Origin of the sequence: Luteimonas mephitis DSM 12574 (assembly GCF_000422305.1) — a bacterium.
In the GTDB taxonomy this organism is placed as follows: domain Bacteria; phylum Pseudomonadota; class Gammaproteobacteria; order Xanthomonadales; family Xanthomonadaceae; genus Luteimonas; species Luteimonas mephitis.
The window spans coordinates 172,782-198,331 of the sequence record NZ_AULN01000017.1 but is presented as its reverse complement, the minus strand read 5'-3'; the positions used below and the strand labels follow the sequence as shown (position 1 = coordinate 198,331).

27 protein-coding genes are annotated in these 25,550 nt (G+C 69.5%); 13 read left to right on the top strand and 14 right to left on the bottom strand.

All coding sequences use genetic code 11. The features are described from left to right. Window positions 1–71: 71 nt before the first annotated feature. Window positions 72–1,184, top strand: coding sequence for a sensor domain-containing diguanylate cyclase (locus H570_RS16855; protein ID WP_084499940.1), 1,113 nt, complete (start codon window positions 72–74; stop codon window positions 1,182–1,184). Here the strand turns inward: H570_RS16855 and H570_RS0107810 are convergent. Then, window positions 1,163–1,885 (bottom strand): glutathione S-transferase, encoded by a 723-nt coding sequence (locus tag H570_RS0107810; protein ID WP_027080246.1) that lies wholly within the window; start codon window positions 1,883–1,885, stop codon window positions 1,163–1,165. The genes H570_RS16855 and H570_RS0107810 overlap by 22 nt on opposite strands. Before the next feature lie 282 nt (window positions 1,886–2,167). Here H570_RS0107810 and H570_RS0107805 point away from each other — a divergent pair, with 282 nt between their 5' ends. The 3 genes from H570_RS0107805 (at window position 2,168) to H570_RS0107795 (ending at window position 4,022) form a co-directional block, all read left to right on the top strand. After that, window positions 2,168–2,848: a glutathione S-transferase family protein gene (locus tag H570_RS0107805; RefSeq protein WP_245559564.1), complete on the top strand. Its 681-nt coding sequence runs from the start codon at window positions 2,168–2,170 to the stop codon at window positions 2,846–2,848. Window positions 2,849–3,069: 221 nt separating this feature from the next. Further along, the gene (locus tag H570_RS19095; RefSeq protein ID WP_169447748.1) at window positions 3,070–3,222 is read left to right on the top strand and encodes a hypothetical protein; all 153 of its coding nucleotides are present in this window, start codon (window positions 3,070–3,072) and stop codon (window positions 3,220–3,222) included. A gap of 254 nt (window positions 3,223–3,476) precedes the next feature. Further along, on the top strand, window positions 3,477–4,022 hold the full coding sequence (locus H570_RS0107795; RefSeq protein ID WP_027080244.1) for a peroxiredoxin: 546 nt from the start codon (window positions 3,477–3,479) through the stop codon (window positions 4,020–4,022). Window positions 4,023–4,104: 82 nt separating this feature from the next. Here H570_RS0107795 and H570_RS19090 read toward each other — a convergent pair whose 3' ends face one another. Continuing rightward, on the bottom strand, window positions 4,105–4,380 hold the full coding sequence (locus tag H570_RS19090; RefSeq protein WP_211219090.1) for a hypothetical protein: 276 nt from the start codon (window positions 4,378–4,380) through the stop codon (window positions 4,105–4,107). On the opposite strand from H570_RS19090, the gene H570_RS16850 reads away from it, so the two are divergent. Beyond that, window positions 4,364–4,681 carry a hypothetical protein gene (locus H570_RS16850; RefSeq protein ID WP_036135539.1) on the top strand — a complete coding sequence of 106 codons (318 nt, stop codon included), beginning with the start codon at window positions 4,364–4,366 and terminating at the stop codon, window positions 4,679–4,681. The two genes, H570_RS19090 and H570_RS16850, sit on opposite strands and share 17 nt — an antisense overlap. Window positions 4,682–4,924: 243 nt before the next feature. On the opposite strand, the gene H570_RS0107785 is transcribed toward H570_RS16850, so the two are convergent. Next, window positions 4,925–5,872, bottom strand: a complete 948-nt coding sequence (locus tag H570_RS0107785; RefSeq protein WP_027080243.1) for a M14 family metallopeptidase — start codon at window positions 5,870–5,872, stop codon at window positions 4,925–4,927. Between the two features lie 306 nt (window positions 5,873–6,178). On the opposite strand from H570_RS0107785, the gene H570_RS0107780 reads away from it, so the two are divergent. Next, window positions 6,179–7,768: a M20/M25/M40 family metallo-hydrolase gene (locus H570_RS0107780; RefSeq protein WP_027080242.1), complete on the top strand. Its 1,590-nt coding sequence runs from the start codon at window positions 6,179–6,181 to the stop codon at window positions 7,766–7,768. A gap of 21 nt (window positions 7,769–7,789) precedes the next feature. On the opposite strand, the gene H570_RS0107775 is transcribed toward H570_RS0107780, so the two are convergent. From H570_RS0107775 to H570_RS0107765, 3 genes are read right to left on the bottom strand one after another with little or no spacing between them, the layout of a single operon-like run. Then, window positions 7,790–9,298: a hypothetical protein gene (locus H570_RS0107775; RefSeq protein WP_027080241.1), complete on the bottom strand. Its 1,509-nt coding sequence runs from the start codon at window positions 9,296–9,298 to the stop codon at window positions 7,790–7,792. Further along, window positions 9,295–10,197, bottom strand: a complete 903-nt coding sequence (locus H570_RS0107770; protein WP_027080240.1) for an ABC transporter ATP-binding protein — start codon at window positions 10,195–10,197, stop codon at window positions 9,295–9,297. Before H570_RS0107770 ends, H570_RS0107775 begins: the two co-directional genes overlap by 4 nt. Window positions 10,198–10,252: 55 nt before the next feature. Continuing rightward, complete coding sequence (locus H570_RS0107765) at window positions 10,253–10,639, bottom strand: GntR family transcriptional regulator (RefSeq protein ID WP_027080239.1); 387 nt, start codon at window positions 10,637–10,639, stop codon at window positions 10,253–10,255. 187 nt (window positions 10,640–10,826) lie between these two features. On the opposite strand from H570_RS0107765, the gene H570_RS16840 reads away from it, so the two are divergent. From H570_RS16840 to H570_RS18175, 3 genes are all read left to right on the top strand, one after another. After that, complete coding sequence (locus H570_RS16840) at window positions 10,827–11,966, top strand: DmpA family aminopeptidase (RefSeq protein WP_036135535.1); 1,140 nt, start codon at window positions 10,827–10,829, stop codon at window positions 11,964–11,966. A 147-nt stretch (window positions 11,967–12,113) separates the two neighbouring features. Beyond that, the gene (locus tag H570_RS0107755) at window positions 12,114–13,418 is read left to right on the top strand and encodes a vanadium-dependent haloperoxidase (protein ID WP_156899893.1); all 1,305 of its coding nucleotides are present in this window, start codon (window positions 12,114–12,116) and stop codon (window positions 13,416–13,418) included. A gap of 265 nt (window positions 13,419–13,683) precedes the next feature. Continuing rightward, window positions 13,684–15,384 carry an EAL domain-containing protein gene (locus H570_RS18175; RefSeq protein ID WP_084499938.1) on the top strand — a complete coding sequence of 567 codons (1,701 nt, stop codon included), beginning with the start codon at window positions 13,684–13,686 and terminating at the stop codon, window positions 15,382–15,384. 214 nt (window positions 15,385–15,598) lie between these two features. On the opposite strand, the gene H570_RS0107745 is transcribed toward H570_RS18175, so the two are convergent. The 3 genes from H570_RS0107745 to H570_RS0107735 form a co-directional block, all read right to left on the bottom strand. Then, on the bottom strand, window positions 15,599–16,378 hold the full coding sequence (locus tag H570_RS0107745; protein ID WP_027080237.1) for a lipoate--protein ligase family protein: 780 nt from the start codon (window positions 16,376–16,378) through the stop codon (window positions 15,599–15,601). Further along, window positions 16,375–16,707, bottom strand: a complete 333-nt coding sequence (lplB, locus tag H570_RS0107740; RefSeq protein ID WP_245559563.1) for a lipoate-protein ligase small subunit — start codon at window positions 16,705–16,707, stop codon at window positions 16,375–16,377. Before lplB ends, H570_RS0107745 begins: the two co-directional genes overlap by 4 nt. A gap of 73 nt (window positions 16,708–16,780) precedes the next feature. Then, entirely contained in the window at window positions 16,781–17,020 is a 240-nt protein-coding gene (locus H570_RS0107735) for a hypothetical protein (protein ID WP_027080235.1), read from the bottom strand. A 181-nt stretch (window positions 17,021–17,201) separates the two neighbouring features. Between H570_RS0107735 and azu the strand changes: the two genes are divergently transcribed. Together azu and H570_RS19195 are read left to right on the top strand one after the other, a co-directional pair. Continuing rightward, window positions 17,202–17,822: an azurin gene (gene azu / locus H570_RS19200; RefSeq protein ID WP_027080234.1), complete on the top strand. Its 621-nt coding sequence runs from the start codon at window positions 17,202–17,204 to the stop codon at window positions 17,820–17,822. A 22-nt stretch (window positions 17,823–17,844) separates the two neighbouring features. Continuing rightward, window positions 17,845–18,147 carry a DUF6522 family protein gene (locus H570_RS19195; RefSeq protein WP_211219089.1) on the top strand — a complete coding sequence of 101 codons (303 nt, stop codon included), beginning with the start codon at window positions 17,845–17,847 and terminating at the stop codon, window positions 18,145–18,147. A gap of 41 nt (window positions 18,148–18,188) precedes the next feature. On the opposite strand, the gene H570_RS0107720 is transcribed toward H570_RS19195, so the two are convergent. From H570_RS0107720 to H570_RS0107700, 4 genes are all read right to left on the bottom strand, one after another. Further along, window positions 18,189–19,049, bottom strand: a complete 861-nt coding sequence (locus H570_RS0107720) for a PA4780 family RIO1-like protein kinase (protein ID WP_027080233.1) — start codon at window positions 19,047–19,049, stop codon at window positions 18,189–18,191. Window positions 19,050–19,349: 300 nt separating this feature from the next. Continuing rightward, complete coding sequence (locus H570_RS18545; RefSeq protein WP_084499936.1) at window positions 19,350–21,884, bottom strand: diguanylate cyclase; 2,535 nt, start codon at window positions 21,882–21,884, stop codon at window positions 19,350–19,352. Between the two features lie 29 nt (window positions 21,885–21,913). Further along, a complete protein-coding gene (locus H570_RS0107705) occupies window positions 21,914–22,132 on the bottom strand; it encodes a hypothetical protein (protein WP_027080232.1) in 219 nt (72 codons plus the stop codon). Between the two features lie 300 nt (window positions 22,133–22,432). Further along, complete coding sequence (locus tag H570_RS0107700) at window positions 22,433–23,191, bottom strand: outer membrane protein (protein ID WP_051176218.1); 759 nt, start codon at window positions 23,189–23,191, stop codon at window positions 22,433–22,435. Window positions 23,192–23,612: 421 nt separating this feature from the next. On the opposite strand from H570_RS0107700, the gene trmY reads away from it, so the two are divergent. Then, a complete protein-coding gene (gene trmY, locus H570_RS0107695) occupies window positions 23,613–24,206 on the top strand; it encodes a tRNA (pseudouridine(54)-N(1))-methyltransferase TrmY (protein ID WP_027080230.1) in 594 nt (197 codons plus the stop codon). An 81-nt stretch (window positions 24,207–24,287) separates the two neighbouring features. After that, complete coding sequence (locus H570_RS0107690; protein ID WP_027080229.1) at window positions 24,288–25,010, top strand: rRNA pseudouridine synthase; 723 nt, start codon at window positions 24,288–24,290, stop codon at window positions 25,008–25,010. Between the two features lie 27 nt (window positions 25,011–25,037). Here H570_RS0107690 and H570_RS0107685 read toward each other — a convergent pair whose 3' ends face one another. Then, window positions 25,038–25,508, bottom strand: a complete 471-nt coding sequence (locus tag H570_RS0107685; RefSeq protein ID WP_027080228.1) for a YehS family protein — start codon at window positions 25,506–25,508, stop codon at window positions 25,038–25,040. Between the last annotated feature and the right edge of the window lie 42 nt (window positions 25,509–25,550).

Here is a 25,550-nt window from a genome sequence, read left to right as displayed (position 1 = left end):
AGGGGGCGTGACCTGCAATGACGCGGGCCGGCAACAATCCACCTCACGACGACAGTGCGGCGCCGCGCAGCATGCGCCGGCCCCGCCAACCGCTGTACCGGACGGTCTATCCCTTCCGCATCCTGGGAATGGCGCTGTCCGCGCTGCCGGTCGGCGTGGTGCTGGCGCAGCAGCACGCCAGCGCGCTGTCTTGGGGAGCCCTGGCATTCGTCATGCTGCTGTGGCCGCACCTGGCGCTGTGGCGCTCCAGGCGCAGCCGTGACCCGGAGCGCACCGAACGCCAGAACCTGCTGATCGACTCCACATTCGCCGGGCTGTGGGTGCCACTGATGCACTTCAACCTGCTGCCCAGCGCGCTGATCGCCACCCTGGCGCTGGTCGACAAGATCAACACCGGCATCCGCGGCCTGTGGCTGCGCTCGCTGCCGGGCATGCTGGGTGCAATCATGCTGGGCAGCCTGCTGACCGGATTCGCGTTTGCGCCCACGACCAGCATGCCGGTGATCATCGCCTGCATGCCGATCCTGCTGATCCACACCGTCGCGGTCAGCCTCAACGGCTATCGCCTGGTGCGCCGCGTGCACTTCCAGAACCTGCGCCTGGACGAACTCAGCCGCACCGACCCGCTGACCGGCCTCGACAACCGCCGCCAGTGGGAAGAACACGCGCAGCAGGTGCTGGAGCGGCGACGCACGGGGCTGGGCCCGGCCACCCTGGTCATGGTCGACATCGACAACTTCAAGACCACCAATGACGCGCGCGGGCACGCGGTGGGCGACGATGTCCTGCGCGGTGTCGCGGCGGTGCTGCGCGAGAACATCGGCGGCAACGGACATGCCGTGCGTTACGGCGGCGACGAGTTCGCGCTGGCGCTGGACGTCGACGAGCCCCGGGCGCTGTCGATTGCCGAATCGATCCGTCGGCAGGTGTGCGAACTGTCATTCGTCGCCGCGCCCGGCCTGCGCTGCACGGTCAGCCTGGGCGTTGCCACCGCCAGCCCGGGCATGTCGCTGCGGCGCTGGATGGTGGCGGCCGACACCGCGCTGTACCACGCCAAGGACCAAGGCCGGAACTGCGTCGCCACGCCAACCCGGCACCCCGACACCCTGCCTGCCGCTGCCGCCAGCAACGACGCGCACGAAACAGCGCACCCAGGCCGTGCTCAGCCATCCAGCTCCGGGTAATGGCGGAAGATCCCGTCCTCGCTGAACGGCAGCCGCCGCGGCGAGGCAAGGTACGCGGACACGTTCGGCCGCGCGCCGACGCGCCGCGCCAGCGCGTGGACCCGTGGCGTGTCGCGTTCGAGCGCGCCCATCGCCTTCGGAAACGCGTAGCGCAGCCCCTGCACCAGCTGGAACAGCGACAGGTCCGCGTATGACAGCCGCGCGCCGACCAGGTGCTCCGGCCCCTTCGGGTTGCGCGCCAGCACCTGCTCGAACCAGCCGATGAACTTCGGCATCCGCGACTCGCGGAAGGCGCGTGCACGGCGCAGCGCCTCGGGTTTCTGGTTGCGGTACCAGTCGCCGACGTCGAGCGGATGGTGGGTGTCGTGCGCCTCGGCCACCGCGTCGGCGATGGTCAGCTGCAGCTGATGCGTCCACAAGGCCATGTTGGCGTCGCAGGCCACCAGCCCGAGGCGCGGGCCGAGATACTGCAGGATCGCCGCCACCTGCGCGACCACCACCTTGCCGTTGACCAGCACCGGCGGCGCGAACGCGGGATGCACGGCCTCGGGCGAGGCCAGCAGCGCCTGCACGGCCTCCAGGCCGCCTTCCGCCTCGTTGTTGCCTACGTCGACATAGGCCGCGCCCGCTTCCTCCAGCAGCAGGCGGACGAACTCGCCGCGCCCCTGGATCCCGGGCCAGTAGTAGAGCCGATAGGTCATCCCGTGCCTCTGTGATGCGATGTCGATGCTGCGTGGCGTGACATTACGCGGCGTGACGTTGCCCGACAGTGGAACCGGGGAACGGCACGACAACCGGCCATCGTTCTCGCCCGTCGAAGCGCCAGGTCCACGGCGGGCCACCTTGACCGCTTGCGGCATGGCGATCGCCCGCTGCCACGAGGCGATTTCCGTGCCGGGCCTTCTGGCAATGTCGATCCCGGGGCCAGCCGTTCGTCGCCAACAGGAAGCCGGGAACGATCATCCCATCCACCAGGAGCCACCATGCCCGCCCAGCACGACACCGCCATGCCTGTCCTCTATGCCCATCCGTTCTCCTCCTACTGCCAGAAGGTCCTGGTGGCGCTGTACGAGAACGACACGCCATTCGAATGGCGCCTGCTGTCGCAGGAACACCCGCAGCTGGTGGACGAGTTCGCGGCGCTGTGGCCGCTTAAGCGTTTCCCGGTGCTGGTCGATGCGGGCCGCACGATCCCCGAGGCCAGCATCATCATCGAGCACCTGCAGCTGCAGCATCCGGGTCCGGTGACCCTGCTGCCCGCCGACCCGCGCAGCGCGCTTGAGGTGCGTGGCATGGACCGCTTCTTCGACAACTACATTTCCACCCCGCAGCAGAAGATCGTGTTCGACAGCCTGCGGCCGGAAGCCGAGCGCGACGGGCGTGGCGTCACCGAGGCACGGGCGATGCTGGACACCGCCTATCGCTGGCTCGACGGCGTGATGGCGGATCGCGAATGGGCGGCTGGCGATGCCTTCAGCCTGGCCGACTGCGGGGCGGCGCCGTTCCTGTTCTACGCCGACTGGACGCATCGCATCGACCCGGCGTTCGGCAACGTGGTCGCCTATCGCAAGCGCCTGCTGGCGCGTCCGTCGTTCGCGCGCGCGGTCGACGAGGCGCGCCCCTATCGCAGCTTCTTCCCGCTTGGCGCACCGGATCGCGACTGACCGGTCGCCGGCCACGAAGGCCCGTCGACCCGCACGGCCGGGCGAGCGGACCGCTGGACAACCGCCGCCTCGAAGCGCGGGGCGGGCATGCCCTCGCCAACCCGTTCGCCGCCGTGACACCCGGCGGGCGCGCAGCCAGCGAAACCTGCGTGGCCGCGGGCGCCGGCGGGCGGTTTCCCGGCTGGCCGTACAATGGACGCACCCCGCAACGAGGCAATCCATTGGCCAAGCCCAACTATTCGTTCGAGAAGCGACAGCGCGAGATCGCCAAGAAGAAGAAGCAGGACGAGAAGGACGCGCGCAAGCGCGAGGCCCGCGAAGCGGCCCAGGCCGCGAAGTCCGGTGCAGCGCACGAGCCGTCAACCCCGGAATGAATGTCGGCGCCGGCCTTGGCGCCTTTCCCGGTTTCGCGTCCGGATGCCGCCTCGCATCGGGCTCCCGCCGCAGCGCCGTTCGCAGCGCCGTGGCGCGGCCTTCCTGGCAGCGGGATCCGCGCCACACCGGGTTCCCTGCCCCGTCTCACCGCCACGACCGGACGACGCGACGGTCCGCATGCCTTTCAAACATTGCGACCGCTGCGCCGCGGCAGCGGGTGTATAAGTCTATGATCCCCACTGGAGTGGCTGCCATGAAACACCTCCTGAAACTCGCGGCTGCCGCCATCGCCGGGACCGTCATGCTGGCCTCGCCGTCGCTCGCCGCGCTCAAGCCCGGCACGCAGGCGCCCGACTTCAGCGCGCCGGCCTACCTTGCCGGCGAACCCTTCACCTTCAAGCTCGCCGATGCGCTGAAGAAGGGCCCGGTCGTGGTCTATTTCTTCCCCGCCGCCCATACCCCCGGCTGCAACCTCGAAGCCGCCCTGTTCTCGCAGGCAATCGACAAGTTCAAGGCACGCCACGCCACCGTGATCGGGGTGACCGCCGGCAACATCGACGAATTGGCCGACTTCTCGAAGGAAACCGAGCACTGCGGCGGCAAGTTCCCGGTCGCTGCCGACCAGGGCGCGAAGATCGCGGCGCAGTACGACGCGGTGCTGCAGATGAAGCCGGGCTGGTCGAACCGGACCTCGTACGTGATCGCGCCCTCGGGCAAGGTCGTGCACGCCTACTCCGAGCTCAACCCCAACCGTCACGTGGCCGAGTCGCTGGAGGCGCTGGACGCGCTCGAAAAATAGCCTCTGCAGGAGGTGCTCTCCGGGCGATCACGCGCCTGCCCGGATCCGGCAGCCGGTTCGCCCGGCCGGTCGCGGCGGCGTTTCAATTGCTGGCTTTGCGCCGTATTTGCCTGCGCGTTTGCAGGAATTCGGCGCAAATAACATCCTGTTCATTGGTGTTTGCGTAGGATACGCGCACTCCCGTCCACCCGAACGCTGCCGCGCCGTTGCGGGGCGTCATTGCGCGCGTCTGGCGCCAGCCGGACGGGATCCTGGCCGCGACAACCCTGCCCTCCGGGCCGTTGCCGCGCACCGCCTGCCAGCGTCCGCGCTCGCCATGGCGAACCATTGAAGGAGACACCATGTCCCAGAAGTCCACCAAGGCTGCCATCCCTCCCACCAGCACTTCGCACCTGTTCGCCCGCCAGAGCAAGGCGAAGGACCTGAGCCGCAGCATGACCAGCGAAACGATCGCCAACGACCTGGCTGCCTTCCGCAAGCAGGGCGGCCGCGTCGAAGTACTGGGCGTCACGCCGCTGCGCATGCAGGTCAACGTCAGCACGTCGCGCTCCAGGAGCAGCACGTCCAAGTCCAAGACCGGCGCTGTCCCCACGGCCAGGCCTTCGCGCAAGACCGCATCCGCCGCCACGACCGGGAAGGTTGCCGCGGCAAGGCGCTGATCGCCTGATCGCCCCGCGCAGGCCGCATCGGCCAACCGGTCAACCCGGCCTGCGCGCGTCAGTCGAGCGCAAACGGTCGCCGCCCTTTCCATGCCGCAGGGTCGGGCGGCTTGCCAGGAACACGATCCAGGGCGTGCGCCGGGCCATGAAGCGAACAGTCCCGCAGCACCCTTCCCCGGACCATCCGCGGGCCCGCAGCGCCCGGCTCGGCGCGCCCGCGCCATTCGCCCATTCCTTCCCCGCTCAAACGCGCCCGGTGGGCGCCGATGCCGCCTGCGCAAGTGCGAAGTCGATCGCCGCGCGGACCGCAGCCACCTGCGCGGCGTTGCACTGATCGGGCGTCGCGCGCGGGCTGTCCGGATAGACCTCGGTGGTGGTCGTGTAGCGGGCGCCGGTGATGCCGGCGCACAGGCCCAGCGGCCCGAGCGCGTACTCGATCACGCCCGGTGAAATCACCGGCGAACCGATGATCTCGCCCTTGGCATCGGCCGGTGCGATATGCGTCACCTTCGCCACTGCCTCGATGATCGCCTGCTGGAACGCACGCTGCGGATTGTCGGTATCGTCGACGAGATAGAAGCCATCGGGAATTTCGCCCGGCTCGAACGCCTTGCCGTCGCGCGCGGCCAGCGCCGGGCGGAACTCGGACTCGTCGCTGTCGGTGGTCTCGTGCAGGTCGACGTGCACCAGGAAGCGGCCACGCAGCGGTGCAACAAGCTGCATCAGCGCCGCCGACTCGCCTGCCGGGCTGCCCGGGCGGAAAGAACGGTTGGGATCGAGCGCATCGCGGTTCCAGCGCTGGACGCGCTCGTAGCCCCACGGACTCACGCACGGCGCGACCAGCAGGTTCACCCGGCCCGCGTAGTCGGCGGCATGCTCGTCAACGAACTGCAGCGCCCCGCGCACGCCGCTGGTTTCGTAACCGTGCACGCCACCGGTCACCAGCACGCACGGCAGCGCGTCGCTCCAGTCGCGGCTGCGGATCGCGAACAGCGGATAGCGGCCGTCGGGCGCGTAGTCCAGTTCACCGTACTGCTCGACGTCGAAGCGTCCGCGCAGTCCATCGATCGAGCCAAGCACATCCTCCGCATAGCTGCGGCTGCGGACCTGGCGCGAACGCCACTGCGCCTTTTCCGCGTCGCCCCACGGCTTGCCGGGAGTACCGATCGGTTCGTGGACGGACATGTTCATCGCTTCGTTCTCCGCGGTTGTGCAGGGCTGGAGACGCATTATCGCTTCATGGCCACGCGGCGTCGTGCGGGCGGGAACACGCCCGCCGGCGAGATCAGTTCCGCCGCCCCGGCCGAGGGGCTGCGCGATGGAGCGAAACCGTTGCCGAAGCGGCACCGCAGTTCAACGGGACAGCCGATCGGCCGAGACGGCGGCGAGAATCGGGAGTGTACGAAGCTTCGCTGGACCGGCACTGGCCTACGAATCGTGCCGCGCCGCTGCGGTTACACTCGGCCGCTTCGCATCGAACTGCCCAGGGGGAACAAGGTGATCAAGCGCTGCCTGTTGTTGGTGTGCCTCGGAATCGGCGGCGTCGCCGCAGCGCAGGAGCCGGTGGACCTGGACATGGTCAATCGCATCCGCCAGGAGGCATTCCATCGTTCGCAGGTCATGGACACCTTCAGCCACCTGACCGAGGCCATCGGCCCGCGCCTGACCAATTCCCCGCAGATGGCCGAGGCCAACGCCTGGACCCGCGGCAAGTTCACGCAGTGGGGCTTGGCCAACGTCCATGACGAGGCCTTCGAGGATTTCGGCCGCGGCTGGGAGTTCAGCAGCGCCAGCGTGGAAATGCTCGGCCCGCGCGCGATGCCGCTGCACGCGCTGCCCAAGGCGTGGACGCCCGGCACCAACGGCCCGGTCGAAGGCGAGGCGATCCAGGTTTCCATCAAGACCCTGGCCGATCTCGACAAGTACAAGGGCAAGCTGGCGGGCAAGATCGTGCTGCTGGACGAAGCGCGTGCGTACAAGCGCGGCGCCACGCCCGACTCGCACCGCCACGACGACGCCGGCCTGGCCGAGCTGCAGGCGTTCGCCATTCCCAAGGACAAATCCGATGACCGCGCCAAGCGGACCAAGGAATTCCGCGAACGCCGCGAGCTGGCCGAGGCCACCAACAAGTTCCTGGTCGCAGAAGGCGCGCTGGCTGCCATCGGCATCAGCGGCTGGGACAACGGCATCATCCGCGTCGGCGGCGGCGGTTCGCGCAAGGCCGGTGAATCTGTCGGCGTGCCGGAGCTGGCGATGGCCGCGGAGCACTACAACCCGCTGGTGCGCGCGATCGAGCGCAAGCAGCCGGTGAAGCTGCGGATCAACGTGCAGGCACGCTTCACCGACGAGGCCAACCAGCCCGGTTACAACACGCTGGCCGAGATCCCGGGACGCGGCGGCAAGGCCGGCGAGATCGTGATGCTGGGCGCGCACATGGATTCGTGGCACGCCGGCACCGGCGCGGCCGACAACGCCGCGGGCGTGGCGGTGATGATGGAAGCCATGCGCATCCTCAAGGCGGTGGGCGCCAGGCCGCATCGCACGATCCGCGTGGCGCTGTGGAGCGGCGAGGAGCAAGGGCTGATCGGGTCGCAGGCCTACGTGGCGCAGCACTTCGCCGCCTATCCCGAGCCCTCCGACCCGGCGCAGAAGGCGCTGCCGGCATCGCTGCGCGAACCCACCGGCGCGCTGCAGAAGAAGCGTGACTACGACCGCCTCTCGGCCTACTTCAACATGGACAACGGCTCGGGCCGCTTCCGCGGCATCCATGCGCAGGAAAACCTCGCGGCAATGCCGATCTTCAAGGCGTGGCTGGAACCGTTCCACGACGTGGGCGCCACCACCGTGGCCACCCGCAACACCGGCAGCACCGACCACATCGCGTTCGATCGCGTCGGCCTCCCGGGCTTCCAGTTCATCCAGGACCGGCTGGACTACTTCAGCAACGTCCACCACAGCAACCTGGACACCTGGGACCACGTCGAACCCGAAGACCTGAAGCAGGCGGCGGCGATTGTTGCGTCGTTCGCCTACCACGCGGCCATGCGCGAGGAGCGGCTGCCGCGCAAGCCGCTGCTGGAAGACTGACCCCAGCCGCGGCCGCGCCCCTCACTGCACGAACGGGTGCGGCCGCGCGCGGAAGCGTCGCCACGACTGCGCAAGGCCAATGCCGCAGGCCGCGCAGACCAGCGACCATCCGCCGACCAGCCACGCGCTGCCGCTGCCCCATTCCGGCCGCGTCACCACCGCGGTCGTGGACATCAGCATCACCAGCGTGGCGAGGGCGAGTCCCGCCATCCAGATCGACAGCATGGGCTGGCCGGCCAGCGGGCGGAGGCATGCGAGCGCAGCCAGCAGGCCCAGCCCGATCACCGCCACCAGCAGCCACGCCAGGCCCGCGGCGTCGACGCCGGCGACCACGCCCAGCGCGATCAGGATCGCGGCTCCGAAAAGGCCCGTCTGCACCAGCGGCCTTGCCACCGCCCTCCACAGCAAGCGGCGTGCCTGTGCGGGATCGCCGAACCCGGGCAACAGCGCCAGTTCGACCATCTCGCCGGCCGCGCGCCGGCGCAGCACGTCCAGGCGCCAGCCGTACATGCCGACCAGCGTGATGCCGCCGCCGGCGAGGCCGCCCCCCAGGCCACCGTTGATCAGGTTGCGAACCTGCTCGCTGGTTGGGTCAGCGGTCAGTGCGGCGACGAACACCAGCAGCGCGATGGCGGCGAATCCGAACTGGAGCAGGACCTGGCCGCGGCGCAGCGGCACGAACGGCGTGCCGAGCAGCACCCGCATCGCCTCCACCGGCCGCGTGCGCCCCGCCCGGCCGGTCTGGCCTGCCGGCCACAGCCAGTCCGGCATGGCGGCCTGCCACTGGTTGGCGTCAAGCAGGCCGGATCCACCCCACAGCTGCGTGCCATGCGCTTGCAGGACAACCGGGCGACGCCACGGCGAGTCCGGCACGATCCCGGCGCCGCGGGCAATCGCGCGCCAGCGCCAGGCCGCGAGCAATGCCAGCACCGCCGCGAGCGCCGGCAGTCGCTGCAGATCGAACACCGCGGCAAGATCCAGTCGCAGCGCCTCCAGTCCCAGCAGCCGCTGCGCAAGCAGCAGCAGCGCGGCGCACAGCAGCGGCGCGAAGCACAGGGCCAGGTAGCACCAGCCTGGCAGCATCGCCATCAGCAGGCCGGCCGTGGCGGCGGCCATCAGCGCGGACAGCGCGAACACGGGTTCCGCGCCGGCCAGCACCACCAGCGCGGCGGCAGGCAGCACCACCGTTGCAAGCAGCAGCAGCGCCAGCGCCGCCGGGATCGACGCCGCCAGCGCGGGCAGGCGTGACGCATGCGCTTCCACCTGCAGCAGCAACAGCCGCGGGAACCAGAACCCCCACGGCACCGCAACCGCGAAGGCCGCGAACGCCACGGCCGCGATCGCGCCGCGTTCCGATCGTGGCGCCAGCATCGCCAGCGCAATGGCAATGCCGAGCAGCAGCACGGTCGCCGCCACGCACAGCACGCGCGTCCTGCGCGGCACGCAGGCCAGCAGCAGCGCCCGTGCGCGCTGCACGGTTGTCTCGCGCGCAGCGGCAGCCGGCGCGGTTCGCGGCATCGCGGTGTTCATCCGGCCACCTCCACGAACAGGTCTTCCAGCGACAGCACCTCGCGCTGCACGCCCGGCGCGCTTGCCAGCGCCGGCCAGGCCGCGCCCTCTTCGCGCACGATCACGATGCTGTGGCCGCCATACAGATGCGGCCGGCGCGCGACCTCGCCCGGCACCGGGCCGACCAGCTGGTCGGCGGCGGAGGCCGGCACGTGCAGGCGCAGGTTGCGCTCCTTCAGGCCGTCGAGTTCGCCGTGCAGCAACAGCCGGCCCTGGTGCATGAACGCCACGTGCGAGGCGACCCGCTCCAGGTCCGACACGATGTGGGTGGAGAACAGCACCGTGGTACCGGACTCCCCGGCACGCAGTGCGATCTCGCGCAGCAGCTCGCGACGCGCGACCGGGTCGAGCGACGCGGCCGGCTCGTCCAGCACCAGCAGTTCCGGCCGCGGCGCCAGCGCGCGCACGATCGCCACCCGCTGGCGTTCACCCGGAGACAGCTTGGCCAGCATCCGGTCGCGCGGCAGCTCCCAGCGATCCAGCGTGTCGTCGACGAACGCCGCGTCCCAGTTCGGATAGAAGCGGCCGACGAAGTCGAGCATGTCGCCGACCTTGAGCCAGGCCAGCGCCTCGGGCTGCTGCGGCACGTAGGCCAGCCGCGCCTTGGCCGCGTCGCCCATCTGCAGCGCCGGCCGGCCCCAGACGGTGGCGCTGCCGGCATCGGGTTCGACCAGGCCCAGCAGCGCCCGGATCAGGGTGGTCTTGCCGGCGCCGTTGCGGCCGATCAGGCCGAGCACGGTGCCCGGTTCGAGCCGCAGCGAGACGCGGTCCAGCGCCGCGTGGCCCTCGTAGCGCAGTTCCAGCCGGCTGGCCGCCAGCGGCAGGGTGTCGATGTCCGTGTGCGGGCGGGCCTGGTCCATCGCCATCTGCTGCGCCGCCATCCTTTCGATCAGTGCGTTCATCGCGTTCTCCGGTTCATTGCTGCCGCATGCGTTGGCTGAGCCGGGCGATGACCTCGTCCGGCGAGAGTTCAAGTTCGCGCGCCTGCCGCGCCACCGCGTCCAGGCTCGGTTCGATGAGGGTCCAGCGCTGGGCCGGGGTGTCGCGGCCCGCGGGCTGCGCGGCCACCGCCATGCCTTTGCCGCGCTGCCGCTCCAGCACGCCCTCGGCTTCCAGCTGGCTGTAGGCCTTGGAGACGGTCATCGGGTTGATCGCGTGGGCGGCCGCCACGTCGCGCACCGACGGCAGGGTGTCGCCGACCGCCAGTTGCCCGCCGGCCACCAGGCGGCGGATCTGCTCGGCGATCTGCCGGTAGATCGGCTGCGGCGCCGCGGGCTGGATGTGCAGCAGGGTTGCGTCCATGTGTATTACTACAACAATACACTTGATGTTTGTCAAGCACTTCGAACCGGGAGAATCGACCATGCGCGCGCCCCGCCGCCCTTTGCTTCTTCGCGCTGCGGGCCCTCCGCGTCGCGAAGGCGCTTCCCCGCCGCCGCGTTGCCTCGGCTATGGTCGACCGACGCACGCCACCCACGGACAACCCGCCATGCCCCTTCGCCTGCTTGTCGTCGCCTTTGCGCTGCTGTGCTGGTCGTCCGCGGATGCGCGGCAGAAGAACCTGCGCGAGTACGGCATCGCCCCCGGCGTGCTGCAGCCCGGTCCGTTGAATGCGATCACCGACGTGCCGGGCGTCAAGGTCGGCCAGAAGACGCTGGTCAGCGGCAACGACATCCGCACCGGCGTCACCGCGATCCTCCCGCACGCCGGCAACATCTTCCAGGACAAGGTGCCGGCCGCGGTCTACGTGGGCAACGGCTTCGGCAAGCTGGTCGGGACGACGCAGGTCGCCGAGCTGGGCAACATCGAAACGCCGATCGTCCTGACCAACACCCTCGGCGTCCCGGTCGCGGCGGACGCGCTGATCGGATTCACCCTCGCCCTGCCCGGCAACGACGGCGTGGGTTCGGTCAATCCCGTCGTCGGCGAGACCAACGATGGCTACTTGAACGACATCCGCGGCCGCCACGTCACGAGGCGCGACGTGCTCGATGCCATCGCGTCGGCCGCCGGCGGCAAGGTCGCGCAAGGCAACGTCGGCGCCGGTACCGGGACGATGGCATTCGGTTTCAAGGGCGGCATCGGCACTTCATCGCGCAAGCTGCCCGAAAACCTCGGCGGCCATGTCGTGGGCGTGCTGGTGCAGACCAACTTCGGCGGCGTACTGAGCGTCGACGGCGTGCAGGTCGGCAAGGCGCTGCGCAAGCATTACCTGAGCGACGAACTCAATGACTCGCCGGACGGCTCGTGCATGATCGTGGTCGCCACCGACGCGCCGCTGGATGCGCGCAACCTCGAGCGCCTGGCAAAGCGCGCGATGCTGGGACTGGCGCGCACCGGCGGCATCGCATCCAACGGCAGCGGCGATTACGTGATCGCGTTTTCGGCCAACGATTCGGTGCGCATCGTGCACGAATCGGACAGCCCACTGCGCCAGGCCACGGTGCTGCGCAACGACGCGATGTCGCCGCTGTTCATGGCCGCCATCGAGGCGACGGAAGAGGCCATCCTCAATTCGCTGTTCCACGCCGAGGCCATGGTCGGCCGCGACGGGCATGAGGCCGCCGCGCTCCCGGTCGACGAAGTGCTCGGGATCATGGAGCAGCACCGCTACGACGTGTCGCGCTGACCGCCACGACACGAAACGACCGTCCGTCGGCAAACCCCGGATGCCGTGCCCGGCGCCTGTCCGGCGGGTCCGCACCGGGGCGTTGGATGAAAGCCTGACAAGGCCGCGAGCCCCGGCTCGCGCTTCCCCCTGCTCCCGGACACTCCCATGAACGCATCTCCACAAGCGAAGGGCCGCCGTGCCGCCCTCCATGACCTCCCCCGTCGCTGGCCACTGGCCTGCGCCCTGTTGCTGTCGCTGCCGCTGCCGGCCTTCGCCGATTCGGTGACCGACTGGAGCGCCTTCGCCGACGAGGTCATCGGCAGTGCCGGCGGGCCCCCGCAGCAGTTCCGCGTGCTGGCCATGACCCAGATCGCCGTGCATGACGCCCTGAACAGCATCGACCGGCGCTACCGCACCTACAGCGTCGTCGGCCCGGTGAACCCGAATGCCTCGCCGGATGCCGCCGTCGCGCGCGCCGCGGCCGACGTGCTGCGCGCCACGATGCCCAGCCAGGCGGCCACGATCAACGCCCATTACGCCGCCGCCATCGCCGCGCTGCCGGGATGCCCGGTCGCCGCCCCGGGCTGCATCGACCAGGGCATCGCAGCCGGTGCGGCGTCGGCCGCGGCGATCCTTCAGGAGCGCCAGGGCGACGGTTCGGCAACCCCACACCTGCCGTACACCCTTGCGCCGGGCCCCGGCATCTACCAGCCCACGCCGCCGACGCCTCCGCCGCCAGCGCCATACCCGCAGTTCGCCGGCTGGGCCAACCTCGTGCCGTTCGCGGTCATCAGCCGGCGCCAGTTCATGGCCCCGCGCGCACCGGAGCTCAGGCTCAAGAGCCGTGCGTACGCCGACGAATACAACGAGGTCAAGGCGGTCGGGTCGTTCGCGGTGCGCAACGCCGCGCCCGACTCCGAGGAAAGCCGCGTGGCCCGCTATTTCCCCGCCGGTGGCGCCAACCTCAACGCGATCGCGCGCGCGGTCGTCGCCGGCAAGTCGCTCGATCGCTGGCAGCACGCGCGCCTGTTCGCGCTGGTCAACATGGCGGTCACCGATGCGCTGATCACCACCTTCCACGCCAAGTACACCTACACCTTCTGGCGCCCGTACACCGCGATCCACTGGAGCGACGACGGCAACCCGCGGACCCGGCCCGATCCCGCCTGGACCAGCTACCTCACCACCCCGCCATACCCGGACTATCCCTGCGGCCTGCCTACGACGATGGGCGCCGGCGCGCAGGTGATGCGCTCGTACTTCGGCACCAACCACCTGCCGTACACGCTGACGGCCGGCGGCATCACCCGCAGCTACACGCGCCTGTCCGATGCCGAATCGGACTCGGTCGACGCACGCGTCTACGCCGGCATCCATTTCCGCTTCGGCTGCGAAGCAGGCGTGGTGCAGAGCCGCAAGGTCGGCAAGTGGGTCTACCACACCCAGTTGAGGCCGCTACCGCACTGGTGAAACGCAACAACACGCATCGACTGTCCGCCGGCCAACGCTGGCCGGCGGACGGGGGATGCGCCTGGCATGGAAGGAATTGCAGCCGCTTGCTTCCGCTCTGCATCGCCGCGGCGATCCACGCGATACCGGCAACGAGTCCGCGGCTGGAGTCATGCCCGCCGGCGGCAGGTGCAAGCGCGGCGAACCATCCGGTTCGCGCGCGGCGCAGGCATCCATGGCACCAACATGCTAAAGATGGCGGGTTCGTCCAACCGGATGACAGGCAATGAAAGCATTGGGGACGGTGCTTGATCATCATCGCGGCGTGGCCGCGTACTACTGCCTGCGATGGTGGCCCGCGTCGCTGGTGTTCGCGTTGCTGGCGCTGGCCATGCCCGCCATCGCCGGCGAAGGCGGGCGCGACACGCTGAGGATGGGCGGCGATGCGAGCTACCCGCCCTACCAGTTCATCGACCAGAGCGGTCGCGCCGACGGCTTCGATGTCGCGCTGGCGCGTGCGGTGGCCGGCGACATCGGCCTCCAGCCGCGTTTCGAACTCGGCCAGTGGGACACCGCGCTCGAACGCCTGTCACGCGGCGAACTCGACATCGTGCCGATGTTCTGGTCGGCCGAACGCGAGCGCCGTTTCCTGTTCACCCAGCCGATCCTGATCCGCCATCACGCATTGTTCGGCCGGCGTGGACAGGCAAAACTGGAGTCGCTCGACGCGCTGGCCAAGCTGCCCGGCGTGCGCGTGGCCGTGCAGCGCGCCGGACTGGCCGCCGAGGCCATGCATGCACTGGCCGGCCATGGCATCGCCCTGCTGGAACTGGATACCGAATCCGGCGCGCTGGTCGCGGTGGCGCGCGGCGAGGCCGACTACGCCCTCGCCCCCACCGGCATCGGCTACTACGCAATCCACCAGCACGACCTCGACGACGTGATCGCACTGAGTCCGCCGCTGCTGGAACGCAAGTACGTGTTCGCGGTGCAGCGCGGCCGGTCCGACCTGGTGGCGCGGATCGACTCGTCCCTTGAACGCCTGCGCGCCTCGGGCGTGCAGAACGACCTGTACGTCGAATGGATCGGCAACCTCGACCCGCGCCGTCCGCGCCCGTGGCTGCTGTACGCGGCCGGGCTGGCAGCGCTGCTCCTGCTCGGCCCTGCCGGTTACGCGTGGCGCAGGCAGTCCCGCGCCGGCAGCATCGCAGCTGTCAACGACGCCAACGATCCCGCGCTGATGGCCGACCTGCGCGACGCCATCGAGGCTGGCCGCCTCGGCTTCATGCTCCAGCCGCAGATAGACCTGCGCAGCGGCCGCTGGCGAGGCGCCGAACTGCTGGTGCGCTGGAACCACCCGCAGCGCGGGCCGATCGAGCCCGATGCGTTCGTGCCGATGGCCGAACAGGCGCACGTCGCCGCCGCGATGAACCTGCACCTGCTGCGCTGCGGCCTTGCGCAGCGCAGGCACTGGCCGCCATCCGAACCGCCGTTGCACCTGTCGGTGAACGTCTCCGCCAACGACCTGGCGGACGTGCGGCTGGTCGACGCCATCATCGATGCCGCCGGTCAGGACGGCGCCGCGCTGATGCTGGAGATCACCGAGACCGACGTCATGCGCGAACCCGAGCTGGTCGCCGCCGCGCTGCCGCGCCTGCGCGCGCATGACATCCGGATCTCCGTCGACGACTTCGGCGCCGGGCACTCGTCGCTGCTCAACCTGCGCCGCCTCGCCCCGGACGAGTTGAAGATCGACCGTTCATTCGTGGCCACGCTGCTCACCTCGCACTCCGACCAGGCCATCGTCACCGCGACGATCGGGCTTGCCCACGAACTGGGCGCCACCGTCGCCGCCGAAGGCATCGAGGACGAAGCCACCCAGCGCTGGCTGGCCGACGCCGGCTGCGACGCGGGCCAGGGCTTCGGGATTGCCCGGCCGATGACCGCCGACGAGTTCGTGGCACTGCTGCGGTCCACGCCAGCCTAGGCGGGCGTCGCGCAGATCGCACACGCGCAATCACAGCGCAGGCAGCGCGTTCGATCATGGGGTCGCGGCACAGCGACGATGGCGGCGCATGCGGTGCAACGTCCATCGACGACCATGCATTCGCCTGCTGCAAGCGCGCTGGTGCGGAAACGGCGAACGGCAACCTGCAATGGCCGATGGAAGCGTCCCGCGCGAGGCCGTTCTGCCCGCCGGCCTACGGCAGCAGGGCGGTCCATTCGGGCGTGCCGAACCTGTCGCGCGCCAGCGCCTGTGCGCGCGCCAGTTCGTCTGCGCGCAAGCGATCGGAGACCAGCCCGCCATGGCGGCTGCGGAAGATCTCGATCATGCGTTCGATCACCACGTCGCGCGGCAGCCCGGTCTGGCGGCGCAGCGGGTCGACGCGCTTCTGGGCGCTGGTTGTGCCCTTGTCGGACAGCTTCTCGCGGCCCACGCGCAGCACTTCAAGCATCCGCACCGCATCGATGTCGTAGGCCATGGTGACGTGGTGCAGCATCGCGCCACCGCGCCTGGCCTGGGCGGCGCCCGCGATCTTGCCGACGCTGGACGTGATGTCGTTCAGTGGCTGGTACCAAGCCTTGATGCCGAGCGTGGCCAGCGCTTCGATCACCCACTGGTCCATGAACGCATACGCCTGTTCGAACGTCATGCCGTCCACCAGCGTCACCGGCGCGACGATCGAATACGTGATGGTGTTGCCCGGCTCGATGAACATCGCGCCGCCGCCGCTGATCCGGCGCACCACCTCGATGCCGTGGCGCTGCGCGGCCTGCATGTCCACTTCGTTGCGCAGGGACTGGAAGCGGCCCATCACCACTGCGGATGCCGCCCATTCCCAGATCCGCAGCGTGGGCGGACGCCGCCCGGCGGATACGTCGTCGAGCATCACGTCGTCCAGCGCCATGTGCAGCGCGGGCGCCTGCGGGCCGGCATGGACCAGATGCCAGGCGTGGTCGTGCCAACCGCTGCGGCTCAAGCCGCACCGCCTGCATCGTCGACGGCGTCCGCCACGCCCAGCGCGCGGCGCACGGCGATCGCAACGCCCTCGGGCGTGATGCCGAACAGCTGCGGCGCCGGCCCCAGCGCGGCGGTCACCGCGGCGGCGAGCGCGGCTTCGCCGGTCTCGACGGGCAGGCCCTCGATCGCCGCATCGATGCTGTCCAGCGCGCTGGCCGGTTCCAGGAAGAAATCCCCGCTGACCTGCACGGCCGTCATCCGGCCGTCGACGACGGCCAGGTCCACCACCACCAGCTTGCCGCCGGGAACCTTGTACTCGCCGTGCACGGTGTCGTTCACTGTGTCCATCCACGCAGTCCGGGCGCCGTGGCCGTTGCCGCGGCGGCAAGGTCGATCATACAAGCGGGGTCGCTGCTCCTTCCTAGGCGCAATGCCCGCAGCAGGTGCTGCCGCCGCTGATGTGCACCTCCTGTTCCAGCGGGCTGGCCACGCAGCCCAGTTCCTGCAGCGCGCCCTGCACCTGCGCGGCGGTGGCGGTCGAAATCACTTCCAGGCGGCCGCGCGCGGCGTCCAGCGCGATGCGTGCGTCGGGGTCGAGCGGGCGCAGGGCGGCGGCGAGCAGGGTCGCGTCGAGATCACGCGTGGACAATTCGAACTGCATTGCGGTTTCCTTCTGGAATATCGGCATCCGCCGGCCGGGCCATGATGCAAGGCGCCTCCCGCCGTTCTCTTGACGCCGGTCAAGCGGCCGCGTCTTTCACCCGCCATGGCCGCGGATTTCACGACAACCTCCGGTTCGATGGAGAATAATGCGCGGCGAATTTCCACAAGGAGCTCCCACCATGAATACCCGCATCGCCCTCCTCGCCGCCGCCTGCACGCTCGCCCTCGCGGCCTGTGGCGACAAGTCGCCAGCCACCCCCGACACCACGGCTGCGGCCACCGCGCCAACCGAAGCCGTCGAGACCGCGCCGGCCGATACCGCCGCGCCTGCCGAAGCGCCGGCAGCCGTCGACGCGGCCGCCCCGGCACCCGCCGCGACCGCGTTGGGCAGCGACAAGCCCGCTGCCGTCGTCGCCGACTGCGCCACCGAGATCGAAGGCACCGACGCGATGCAGTTCAACGTCGGGTCGATCGTCGTCCCCGCTTCGTGCACCGAGTTCAAGATCACCCTGAAGCACACCGGGACGATGCCGGTGGCCGCGATGGGCCACAACGTCGTGATCACCAAGGCCGCCGACATGCAGGCGGTCGCGGCCGAGGGCATGGGTGCCGGCGCAGCCGCCGCCTACGTCAAGGCGGACGACCCGCGCGTCATCGCGCACACCAGCCTGATCGGCGGCGGCGAGACCACTTCGGTCAGCTTCGCCGTCAGCAAGATCAAGGATGGCGGTCCGTACGAGTTCTTCTGCAGCTTCCCCGGCCACTCCGCGCTGATGAAGGGCACGATCGCCGTCGAGTAAGCGGCAACCGCGGCCGCCGGGCGTGGGCAAGCCCATCGCCATCGATCTGAACCCGTCGCGCGCCGTCGAGATCGACGGCGCGCTCGTGGCTCACGGCCTCGGACTCGCGCTTGCCGACTTCAGGCAGCTGATGGAACAGCGGAAGATCACGGTGCTTTGCGAACTCGGCACCGGCGAAGACGCGGGCCTGTATCGCGCAAGCTTCTATCACGAAGGCCGGCGCGTCCGGCTGGTGGTGGATGGCGACGGGAATCCGGTCCGGCCCGCCCGGGGCGGCACCGGCGACGAAGTGTCCGCCGCGCCTGTGGCCCGGCAGGGTCGCTGACCGCCAGGCTGGTTCGCCGGCCAGCGCCTGGCGGCGCCGCCTTACGTGTGATCGGCCTCCGCCGCCTCGCGTCCCTGCTGGCGGATCAGCGCTTCCTGGCGCGCTTCCTCGATCGCCTCGCGCACGCTGCCGATGTCGGCAAGGCGCTCGTCGTGCTCGAAGGTACCGGTGAGCGGCGTGTCGGCCTGCAGCGCGCCGGCCTCGAACAGCGCCCACATCTCCTCGCCGTACCAGGTGTCGAGCAGCTCCGGCGCCCAGCGCCCCAGGTATGCGGTGAGGTTGTTGACGTCGCGCAGCAGCATCTGCCGCGCGGCATTGTTGCCGGCGGCGCTGACCACCTGCGGGAAATCGATCAGCACCGGGCCTTCGGCATCGACCAGCACGTTGTACGGCGACAGGTCGCCGTGGATCAGCCCGCAGCACAGCATCCGCACCACCTGTCGCACCAGCACCGCGTGGAAGGCGCGCGCCTGCTCCTGCGTTGGCTCGTACTCGCCCAGCCGCGGCGCGGCGAATCCCTCCGCATCCGTCACCATCTCCATCACCAGCACGCCGTGGAAGAAACCGTGCGGCTCGGGCACGCGCACGCCCGCGTCGCGCAGCTTGTACAGCGCGTCTACTTCGGTGTTCTTCCAGGCCTCTTCCTGCTGCCTGCGGCCGTAGCGCGTGGCCTTGCCCATCGCGCGCGCTTCGCGGCTGCCGCGCACCTTGCGGCCTTCCTGGTACTGCACGCGCTGCTGGAAGCTGCGCTGCGCCATGTCCTTGTAGACCTTCGCGCAGCGCACCTCGCCGCCGCCGCGCACCACGTACACGGCCGCTTCCTTGCCGCTCTTGAGGGGGCGCATGACCTCGTCGATGACGCCATCGTCGATGAGCGCCTGCAGGGCGGCGGGAGCTTTCATGGAATCCTAGGGGAACAACACGGCGGCAGGCGCCGGTCGGGACGGCATTCTCGCATTGTGACGACACGCGCGGCGTTCACCTTGCGCGGGATCGCGTCAGTCGAAGCACGGCGCGATCCCCACCCTGCCCTGCCAGCCGGGGTTTTCGCCGTCGAATCCGCGCAGGAACGACGCATCCAGTTGCCGGCGCGGATCGGTCATCCCGCATCCTGTGTCGGGGAGCGCAGCCCCGGCGTACGGGACTCGAGGCCGCGTTCGCGGCCCCCGCCTTCACGGGAACGGCGGCGGAAGCAGGATTGTTCAGGCCTTCCCGGGACTCGCCGCTTCGCGCGCGCAATCCGGATCGTCGCGCAGTTCGCCCAACGCCGGGATCACGAGGGTGGTGTATTCCTCGTAGTGCGCCGAGGGCAGGTCGCGCAGCGCGAGACGCTCCGCGCGCGGGGTTTCGATCGGCAGCCGCGCGGCCTCGTAGAGGATGACCTCGTGGTCGGGCGGGTACCAGCGCAGCAGCTTGTCGACCAGCGCCTGCAGCCCTTCGCGCTCGGCGTGCAGGCGGCTGCAGGCCAGGTCGCCGGACAGCGCCACCTGCCACAGCAGCACCAGGCCGGCGGGGTCGGGCTGGCGGTCGTAGACCATGAAATGGGTCGCCTCCATCGACTGCACGCCGCGATGGCCCGGATCGATGCCCAGGTCGGCATACAGGCACGCCTCGGCGGAAATACCCGGTTCCATGCGCGCCGGGATGCCTTCCGCGCGCGCCTTGCGCACCACCGCGTGCGGCACGTCGGCAAACACGCCCGGATGGCCGTAGAACACCGCGCAGACCCGCTTGCCAGCGCGGACCTGCGCCATGATCGCCTCGTCGATCTCGCGATAGGTCTGGCGCCGGTCCTTGCCCGGCGCGTAATGCACGCCGAGGTTGATCACGTCGGGCCGGAAGTCGTGGATCATCGCCAGCGCAAACGCGTCGGCCAGGCAGAACACCACCTCGGCCTCGCGGATCTCCGACAGGCAGCGCTCGCTGGCATGGCGGCCGAACTGGATGCCGCTGCCGACGACCACCAGTCCGGCGGCCGGCGCCGGTTCGGCGGGCGCGTCGCCGGCGCGGACGATGCGGTCGCGCCCTTCGCTCTTGGCCCGGTACAGGGCCTGGTCGGCCTCGTGGATCAGCTGCTCCAGCGTGTCGGCGTGCCCGTTGGCCTGGCAGACCCCGGAGCTGATGTTGAACCGGAAGGTCTGCCCGAACACCGTGATCGGCTCGATCCGGCCGCGCAGGCGCTGCAGCATCGCCTCGGCTTCCGCCGCATCGGCTTCGAGCAGGATCGTGAACTCGTCGCCACCGCTGCGCCCGGCGACGCCGCTCGCGCCCACCGTTTCGCTGATCCAGCCGGCAAGGCTGCGCAATGCCTCGTCGCCGGCCGCGTGGCCATGGCGGTCGTTGACCTGCTTGAACAGATCGATGTCGGCGACGATCGCGGTGAACGGCCGCCCGGTACCGCGCGCGCGCGCGAATGCCTGCTCGCCAAGCTTGCGCACCTGCTGGTAGTTGAGCAGGCGGGTCAGGCTGTCGTGCTCGGACAGCCAGCGGTAGCGGCGGCGCTGGCGGAACGATCGCCGCAGCAGCACCAGCAGCAGGATGGCGGTGACCAGCAACCCGGCCATGCCGATGGCCAGCAGCCATTGCCGGCGCTTGTTCGCGGTGACCTGCAGGGCGGCGACCTGCTTCTCCGACTCCAGCAACGCGATCTGCTGTTCCTTCAACTTCGTGTCGAACTGCACCTGCAGGTAAGCCAGTCGACGCTCGCGCGCGACGACCTCGACGGCTCCGGACACTTCCATCGCCCGCTTGGTGTGCAGCAGCGCCGCAGCGATGTCGCCGCGCTTTTCGGCGAGCCTGGCAAGCAACCGCTCGGTCTCGGCGACGGCCAGGTCGGACTTCTGCTCCTTGTAGTACCGGAGCGTGTCGACCAGCATCGCCTGGGCCTGGTCGAGCTGCCGGTTCGAGGCAATCAGGCTTTCGGCGATCACGAGCTTCGCGCTGTGCGCACCGACCGCATAGCCCACCGCCTCGAACTCGGCGAGCGCCTCGCGCCCCCACTTCAGCGCTTCGGCGTGGTGCCCCTGGGCCGCAGCCATCTTGCCCACGCCGTACTTGCCGTTGGCGACGAAGACCGGATCCCCGGCGCGGACGCAGGCTTCGATCTGGCGGTGGCGCCATTTCTCCGCCTCGCGGAAATGGCTGGCGTGATCCTCGGCCAGCGCCACGTCGCTCAGCGCCAGGCACAGCGCGCGCGGATCGTCCCCGGTTTCGACGATGTGCAGCGCCTGCAGCGCCAGCTCCCGTGCGCGCCCGGTTTCTCCGACCAGCGTGTGCAGGTAGCTGGCGGCCCCGAGCAGCCTGGCCGATTCCGCGGGGCTGTCGTGCAGGTACTTCAGGCCCTCGTTGAGCCACGCGAACGCCAGCGGCCAATCCTCGAGGTTGGCGGCGACGCCGGTGGCCGTGGCGTAGATGCGCACGCGCAGAGGCACCGGCATGTCCTGCTTCAACAGCTCGGCCAGGCCCTTCAGCGCCGCTGGCTGGTCGCCGGCAAGGGCGCGATTGCGCAGGCTGATGAACTCGATGCGCTGCCGCTGCAGCGGCGTCAGCGCACTGCGTTGCTGCGCCAGCGCGGCAATCGCGGCATCCGACTTGCTCCAGTGCTCGGTGACCGCGAGCTGCTCGATCTCCTGGACCTTCGCCTCCAGCGCCGCGTTCGCAGGCGACGAATCGACCGCGAACGCGGGAGCGCAGGCGAACGCGAGCCACAGCAACGCGATCGCGACCAGCCGGAACATGCGCAGGTACCTGGCGACGGAGGCCGGCGCTACTTGTCGTACGCCTTGATGGTGTGGTTGGTGGCGTACTGCCCTTCCGCGAGCCCGGTGAGTTTCCCGACCGCCGCGTAATCACTCTCCAGCATCGCCCTGCGCTCCTCGTCGGTCACGCCGGCACGACGCAAGACCGCCTCCGGATCCTTCCCGTACTCCTCCGCCAGCGCGGCATCGCTGCCAAGCTTCCTCATCAGATCGAGCAGTTTCGACATGTCATTTCCCCCTGGGAACCCATCATCAGGCATCGGTCATCGCGCGCCCGCGATCCGGCGGCGACGCAGCTTTCATGCGGCAGTTGCCCCGGGCGGCGTGCAAGCCCTCCACCGGCCCTCGGGGCAGTGGGACACTACCACAGGAATATCCGCTTCCGTTGCACGCAGCTCATCTGGACAAGCCCGCGACCGCGCCCATGCCCGGCGACATGCGGCGAGGAACGGATCACCGACCTGAACGGGAACGACGCGGGGCCGGCGCATGGCATGGGGTCGGCATGCCAGCGCCTGCCATGCCGGTCAGAACCGCACTTCGGCACCAAGCATCAGCGTGTCGGCGCGATTGATGTCGTAGTGGAAGTCGTTGCCTTCCCAGTAGTAATCCTCGAAGTACACGTAGTTGGTGTAGACCAGGCTCAGGTTGAAGTGGCGATTGACATCGACGCCGAGGCCGACGCCGAAGTAGCCACCATCCACGTCCATGCCCGATTCGCTGTCATCGGCTGTCCAGTAGCCGGCGCGGACCAGTCCGTACACCGGGCTGTTGCGGCCGAAGTTGAAGCGCGCGTTTGCACCGATGCTGTCGTACTCGACCTTGCCGTAGCGCCACGGGCCTTCCCGGGTGCTGTCCAGCCGACCACTCGCCACCTCGATGCCGATCAGTGACACCGGCCCCGCCTGCCAGCGATAGCCGGCATTGACCGCGAGCGCGGACTGGTCGACGTCTTCATACACCCAGCCCTTGCCGCCCTGCACGCCCACGAAAAAGCCACCGCGATCTTCTTCGCGCTGCGCCGGCTCGGGCTGCGCCGCGGCGTACGGCTGCTCCCGTACGACAACCGATGGCGGCCTTGGTGCCGGCTGTGCCTGCTGGCTGGCCGGCGCCTGCTGCGGCGCCTGCTGCGGCGCCTGCGGCACGCGCTTGGCGGGATCCGGCTCCTCGTGCTGCCCTGGCTGCCAACCCTGGATCGGCTTGCTCTGCGCGTGGGCGCTTGCAGACGCCAGCAGCGCGCCCGCGATGACGACGGCCATGGCGGCCCCCGGGATGGTCTTGTTCATGTTGTCCCCTGTCTCGAATCGATGGATCGCGTCGCAGCCCGCGGCTGCGCGGATGCCCGGGGCGATGCGAAGAGCGTGAGGCTTCTTTCCGGTGCCATCGCCATGCGGAATTCCCGCACGACGATTCTAGTCTCCGCTCGAGCCTGTCCCACGCGGCACGACTAGGAAAAAATCTCGCCCGGCAAGTGCGGAGCTGCATCGATCGGAGGCTTTCGCAGCAGGATTCCGATCAGGGCTGCGATCACAAGCGGCAATCAGAGGGGTTGGCGCAATCGACCTGGTCGACCACCGGACCGATCGCATCCGATCCCTGGCTCGCACCCCGCGGTGCTTCCAGCGGCAGGCGCATGGTGCATAGTCTCCACCACCGAAGCCCGCACCGGCATCACGATTTCCACTGGCATCTTTTCCCGGAACACGCATGAGAACCTTCGTACTCAGGGCGCGCGCAGCGCCCACGGACAGCGAGGCGCTGCTGGCATCCGTCGGCAAGGAGGCGCATCCCGAAATCCTCGCGCATGCGCTGATGAATGCGGTGTTCGTGGCCCAGTCGCACCGCGCGGATGTCGTGATCTACCTGGTCCTGGAAAGCACGCGGGATTTCTCCCGCACGATCCGCTTCGACGCCAACGCCATGCACGATATCGGCGGCTTCGACGAGCGCACGCTGCTGGGCAAGATCGCCAAGGCGCTGGATGCATCGCGGGGAATGGGCAAGGACGAGTCGCGAGCGGTGGAACCAGGCGTCACCGTGCGCACGGTGAGCTTCGAGCGACTGGTGCAGGAACTGGCGGGGGATCACCAGCTGTTCGTGATGGACCCGAAAGGCACGCCGATGCGCGAGCAGGTGTTCGACGGCAACCCCTGCTTCCTGCTGACCGACCACATCCCGATGCCGAAGAAGACGTTCCACAGCCTCGAGCGCCTGGGCGCGAAGAAGATCACGCTGGGATCCAGGATGCTGTTTGCATCGCAATGCGTAGTGCTGATCCATCACGAACTCGACCAGCGGTAACACCCACGTCGACCTCGTTGCAGCGGGCGGCAGCGTCCCTGCCCGGTACAATGCGCAATCTGGTTCCCGCGGCGCCGATCCATGCCTGATCCGGTTCGACTGGCGAAACGTGTTGCCGACCTGGCCCGGTGCTCGCGCGTCGAGGCCGAGCAGTACATCAAGGGCGGCTGGGTGTCGGTCGATGGATGCGTGGTCGAAGATCCGGCGCGCCCGGTGTCCGCCGAGGTCGTCGCGCTGGATCCCGCCGCGCAGCTCGAAGCCGTCGAACCGGCCACGGTGCTGCTGCACAAGCCCGTTGGCTTTGATGCGATCACCGGCCGCAAGGCCGCGGCGGGACTGGTGCAGCCCGGGACGCACTGGCCCGACGATCCTTCGGGCGTGCGCCTGCTCGAGCGCCACTTCCATCGCCTGACCCCGCTGGTACCGCTCGATGCCGATGCCAGCGGCCTGATGGTGCTGACCCAGGACGGTCGCGTGTGGCGCCGGCTGACCGAAGACCGCGATGAGATCGAACAGGAATTCGTGGTCGAGGTCAGCGGCGAGATTGCGCCCTATGGCCTGCGCAAGCTCAACCACGGCCTGCATTACGGCGGCCGCGAGTTGCCGCCGTGCAAGGTCAGCTGGCAGAACGAGATCCGCCTGCGCTTCGCGATCAAGGGCGTGCGAAGCGGGCAACTGCGCGACATGTGCGCGCAGGTCGGCCTGGACGTGGTGGCGATCCGGCGCATCCGCATCGGCAGGGTGCCGCTGGCCAGGATGCCCGTCGGGATGTGGCGCTACCTACCCGCTGGCGAACGCTTCTGAGGCGCACGCGACCGGCGCACGCCCGGCCTAGGCGCCGCGCACGCGCAGCGTCAGCCCCTTGAGGAAGTTGCGCAGCAGCTGGTCGCCGCACGGGCGGAAGTTCTTGTGCCCGGGCTGGCGGAACAATGCCGACAGCTCCGGCTTGGACACGGGGAACCCCGCATCCGCGAACACCTGGTGCATGTCCACGTCCTTGAGCTCGAACGCCACCCGCAGCTTCTTCAGCACCACGTTGTTGCTGATGCGCTTCTCCACCGGCCGCGGCGGCACGCCTTCGTCCATGCCGCGACGATGGATGATCAACCCGTCGAGGAAATGCGCAAGCACGCCATCGCTGCAGGCCAGGTAACCGGGGTCGTCTTCCTTCAGCAGGAAGGCTCGCACCTGGTCCTTGTCGACGGCGAACGCGGGATCCGCCAAGCGAGCGATCTCGACCACCTTGCCGTCGCCCAGGTCGAGCATGTAGCGGACGCTGCGCAGGACATCGTTGTTGATCATCGCTGGGTCATGCGGCCTGGAGGGGTTGCAAGTCTACCGGCG